Annotated in this window: 2 protein-coding genes; both read right to left on the reverse strand. The window is 41.9% G+C overall.

The genetic code is table 11. The features are described 5' to 3' along the window. Nucleotides 1-151: 151 nt before the first annotated feature. Nucleotides 152-1,258 (reverse strand): alanine dehydrogenase, encoded by a 1,107-nt coding sequence (ald, locus tag LPH68_RS25990; protein ID WP_008025781.1) that lies wholly within the window; start codon nt 1,256-1,258, stop codon nt 152-154. Nucleotides 1,259-1,388: 130 nt separating this feature from the next. Next, nucleotides 1,389-2,072, reverse strand: coding sequence for a WG repeat-containing protein (locus LPH68_RS25995; RefSeq protein WP_087321905.1), 684 nt, complete (start codon nt 2,070-2,072; stop codon nt 1,389-1,391). Between the last annotated feature and the right edge of the window lie 88 nt (nt 2,073-2,160).

The raw sequence follows: 2,160 nt of genomic DNA on the forward strand, positions 1-2,160 counted from the left end.
CCTTTCAGGGCTTGTGGCTGGTGTGTTTTTTTCGTAGGGCGTTGCCCTACGCTATATAATTAAGCCCTTTCAGGGCACCCCAATAAATATATAATTGTAAGGCTTTCAGCCTAACCGATAAATTCTCATTTAACCGATAAATTCCCATTTATTATAGGCTGACAGGTTCGTATTTCAAACCAAATACATCGGCTACAGCTTTATAAACGATTTTTCCTTCTACAATATTCAGTCCAAGAGCCAATGCCGGATTATCTTTGCAGGCTTTTTTCCATCCCTTATTTGCTAAAGCGATCACGTAGGGGAGGGTAGCATTAGTCAGTGCAAGAGTGGAAGTATAAGGTACGGCTCCCGGAATATTAGCTACTGCATAATGAACGATTCCGTCTACAATATAGGTCGGTGCACTGTGGGTGGTTGGGTGAGAAGTCTCGAAGCATCCTCCCTGGTCAATTGCTACATCTACTAATACTGTGCCGGGTTGCATCATCGAAAGCATCTCTTTAGTAATCAGATGTGGTGCTTTATCGCCGGGAATCAATACGGAACCGACAACTAAATCAACATCCGGCAATTCTTTTCTGATTCTTAGTTCGGATGCATACAATGTCTTTACATTCTTAGGAAGTGTTTCACTCAAATAGCGCAAACGTGCCAGATTTATATCTGTGATAGTGACGTCTGCCCCCATTCCCGCAGCCATTTGTGCAGCATTGCTACCTACGATTCCGCCACCTAAAATTAATACTTTAGCCGGTTTAACACCTGGCACACCTCCCAAAAGAATACCTTTTCCACCCTGCGGCTTTTCTAGAAAACGGGCACCTTCCTGAATAGACATACGTCCGGCAACTTCGCTCATCGGAATTAATAAAGGTAATGTGTGGTCTGCTTCTTCTACAGTTTCGTAAGCCAGGCATATTGATTTGTTGGAGAGCATGGCAAGGGTTAACTCCCTGTCGGAAGCAAAATGGAAATAAGTGAATAGTAACTGTCCTTTTCTTATTAAGTTATATTCAGTGATTATCGGCTCTTTCACCTTTACGATCATCTCGGCAGTGGCGTAAATATCTTCTATTGTTGGCAGGATATGTGCGCCGACAGCTTGATATGCTTCATCCGGAAAACCGCTATTTATTCCCGCTGTATGTTGGATAAATACCCGATGCCCTTGTTTTACCACTTCAGCCACTCCCGAAGGTGTCATGCCTACACGGTTCTCATTGTTTTTGATTTCCTTTGGTACTCCGATAATCATAATGTTGCGTATTAAAGATTTAACATGTTCGAAAGTACGAAAAATCCCCTTACGTTGTTGTTCGTAAGGGGATGTTTTAGAACAGAATGTCTTCGCGTGTTGAGATGAATAAATGCGTAGAGTGGTTGTTTTATAGACATTCACTGCCCTGCTTGTTGATTTTCATGCTTTTTCCATAGAGACCCACTCGAGCTATGTTGTTATAAAAGGGTTCTGCAATATCGTACTTAAAAGGAAGTACTTCTTCATTATCTTTGTTTATGTATCCCCACTTGGACGACTGGCTTTCAATACAAACAGCAGCTAATCCTTCAGAAAAAGAGCATCCGTTATCATATTCCAGCGGAATGATAACTTCTCCTTTCTTATTAATGAATCCTACTTTGTTGTGTAGTGAGACGAGGGCTAATCCTTCCGCGAATTGCTCCATTTGACTGTAAGTCGGTGGAAGAATGTAGTTTCCTTGTCTGTCAATCAGTCCCCATAATCCATCGTGACATACTCGTGCACATTCTTGCTCAAACGAGTGAGCGGCTGCGTATTTAAACGGAATCCGTATTTGTCCGGTATGGTCGATGAATCCGTATTGAGAATTAAGTACTACCAGCCCTAATCCTTCTTTAAACGAGAAAGCCCGTTCATACATTAGAGGAATGACAACGTCATACTCTTTATTAATGTATCCCCATTGGATTTTTCCTTTAACCGGTGCCAATCCTTCAGAGAAACGGCCAATGGCCGAGAAGCGCTTTTTCTTATTAGCTACCCCATAAGCTAAAAAAGAAGCGAAGAACTTTGTAATAGTGCTGCTCATTTTCTTTATTGGGCTCACCCGATAATCATTGGGGGTATGCATAAATCTTAGCCAGTCTAAAGAGGAAGAATTTCTCATCCACTACTCC

Origin of the sequence: Bacteroides sp. 1_1_30, assembly GCF_020982715.1 — a bacterium.
In the GTDB taxonomy this organism is placed as follows: Bacteria; Bacteroidota; Bacteroidia; order Bacteroidales; family Bacteroidaceae; genus Bacteroides; species Bacteroides xylanisolvens.